At 39.0% G+C, this 2,785-nt stretch carries 2 protein-coding genes; both read left to right on the plus strand.

What is annotated here, in order from left to right; translation table 11 throughout:
- The first annotated feature begins 49 nt into the window (after positions 1-49).
- Positions 50-1,180 (plus strand): RRXRR domain-containing protein, encoded by a 1,131-nt coding sequence (locus MW688_RS09080; RefSeq protein WP_486735648.1) that lies wholly within the window; start codon positions 50-52, stop codon positions 1,178-1,180.
- 531 nt (positions 1,181-1,711) lie between these two features.
- Entirely contained in the window at positions 1,712-2,560 is an 849-nt protein-coding gene (locus MW688_RS09085) for a DUF4382 domain-containing protein (protein WP_486735647.1), read from the plus strand.
- Positions 2,561-2,785 lie beyond the last annotated feature (225 nt).

Consider the following 2,785-nt stretch of genomic DNA (forward strand, 5'->3'; position numbering starts at 1 on the left):
GAAATGAACTTTTTCTGAGGTTAATTTAGTACATAAGTTCTGGTGCAAGATATGCCGTTGGGTTAAACAAAACAAAGCTACTGAGCATTGGAATGATGCCGGATTGTATTATATTCGATTAGTTGCCGAGCCATCAGGCCGTGAGACTCAGAAAATAACCGTCGGTTGCGACCCGGGCAAGAATTATACAGGAATTGCTGTTCAGTCCGCAAAGTTTACGCTTTTTACCGCCCATTTGGTTTTGCCGTTTGACCGTGTTAAAGAAAGACTTGGTTCTGCGGTTATTAAAAAAGGAAAGGTTAAAAAAAATGTCAGAGGCCGAGCATTACAACGCCGGGCGCGACGAAGTAGAAGAATTAACAGGAAAGTGCCTTTTAATCAGCGTGCCCACCGAGAAAAACGATTTGATAATCGTGGCAAAATGGGTAAAATAGCTCCATCTATTCGAGCTTCTCGGGAAATGGAGATGAGGATAATTAAAGAATTGTCCCAAGTCTTCCCTATTAGCAAGATTGTTTACGAACTGGTTAAAGCTGACGTAGATTTAACCAGTAATCGTAAGGGGGCGCGTTCTGGCAAAGGATTTTCCCCTGTAATGATTGGGCAGAATTATTGCGTCGAAAAACTCAAATCTATCGCCCCAGTTAAAACTGTTTATGGTTGGCAGAAAAATAGCAATGGAACTAGCCAAATCCGCAAATATCTGGGATTAGAAAAAATTAAAGATAAGAAAGCTCAAGTCCGAGAATCTCATGCTGTTGACGGCATTGCTTTAGCGGCAAGCGAATTTATCTGTTATGGGCTAACTGCTAGGAAAAATTCTGAGACAAGGATCTGGAAAGGTTCTGTCAAAATAACTCCTTGCATTTTCAAGGTAATAACTAGGCCAGCTTATTTTCGTCGTGCCTTGCACTTTGATAATGCAGAAAAAGGCGGTATTCGTAAACGCAAAGGAGGGACTATTACTCCCTTTGGATTACGATACGGTGACAAAGTTATGGCTGAGAAAGCAGGAAAAACTTACATGGGATGGGTTGGAGGTTTTACTGATGCTAAGGCAAAAAATATTAGCGTTTACGACCACAATTGGCAGCGAATTGGGCAATTTTCTCCCAAGAAAGTTAAGTTAATTCGTAGGTCTAATAAACGTAAGCGTTGTTTAAATTACGGGCGACTTTAGTCTCATATCAAAGCACCAGAACTTATGTACTAAATTAACCTCAGAAAAAGTTCATTTCTCTTTCGCCTAAGATCTTACACTCGGTCAACCAATTTTTAAGCTTTGAGCATTAATTCTTTAACTCATTACTTCAAAACTCATTACTTCAAAACTTAACCACCACAAGTAACTTTGGGTAAAGATCAAGATCTGAGTAGTCGTCGGTTCGCCTTTCCTCCCCGCACTAAAGTTACGGGGATTCCAGGCTTTCAATTACTTCTGTTGAAAAAAGAGCAATCTGAGGGAGTGACAACTTTTGTTGAATTGGTTGACGTGTTAGGTAAAATACACGCTTGTTTTTCTTCCTCTCGTGAGCATTTTTTCCTGTTCTGTATTTTTTGGACTAAAGTCCAACTACGAACCTCTACTTTTAACTCCACTTTAAAGAAAATTATAGAATTGAGATAATCCCCCCATAAGGGATTGAAAACTCTAGGTTGATCCCTGATAATTATGAAGGCAAATCTAATTATCTGTAAATATACATAATTTATGAATATTAAACCTAGATTAATCTCTATGGGAATCGGTGTATTAACCACAACCCTAGTTATGGGGAATAGTCTTCAAGCAGGTTATTCCCAACTAGGACAACAAGAGTTAAAACAAAATAGTGAAGCAGGAAAACTCTCTCTAGTTGCCAATGGGGAAGATTTCGTTCGTCAGGGATTTGTGACCAAAGATAACTGGCGTATCGATTTTGAACATATCTATGTAACCTTAGCTGAGGTTAAAGCTTATCAAACTAATCCCCCTTTTGATGCGGATGCAGATACTAATCTAAATTCTACAGAAACCTTAGTATTATTAGATAGTCCTACAACTATTGATTTAGCCGCAGGAGATGCTGATGCAGACCCAATTTTAGTTTCAGAAGTAGAAGCACCTCCTGGGTTTTATAATGCTCTTGCTTGGAAAGTGGTACCAACAAATACTTCTGATTTTGAAAATGCCACAATCATCCTACAGGGTACAGCAACCAAGGATAACGAAACCATAAACTTTAATATTGCTGTTAGTGAATCTTTAGAGTATACCTGTGGAGAGTTTATCGGTGATGAAAGAAAGGGATTTGTACAACCAGGGGAAGGAGGAGAAGTAGAAACTACTTTCCATTTTGACCATGTATTTGGTGATGGCGAAGCCCCAGCCGATGATGCCATTAATACTGGTGCCCTTGGTTTTGAACCTTTGGCGGCTTTAGCGGAAAATAATCAACTAGTAATTGATGAGACAACTTTAAAAACCAAGTTGAGTCCCGAGGATTATCAAACCTTCTCAAAGGCGATCGCCAATCTCGGTCACGTCGGCGAAGGACATTGTCAAGATAACTATCTCTAACTATAGTAGGGTGCGTTAACTCACATCTTGCATCTTTACCTAATGTTACTGGTGGTGGTTGAGTAATGAGTTTTGAAGTAATGAGTTTTGAAGTATAGTAGGGTGCGTTAACGAAGTGTAACGCACCATTAATATTTTGTATTCAGAGGAAATTTTTAAAAAACCACCAAACTTAGAGCAAAGCACCAGTACTATTGTACTAACTAATCCTTATTCAAAATTGAT

The organism is Johannesbaptistia floridana (genome assembly GCF_057440575.1).

What these genes read in the sequence shown, in the direction of transcription:
- MW688_RS09085 (WP_486735647.1), top strand. Translation starts at nt 1,712, where the DNA reads ATGAATATTAAACCTAGATTAATCTCTATGGGAATCGGTGTATTAACC.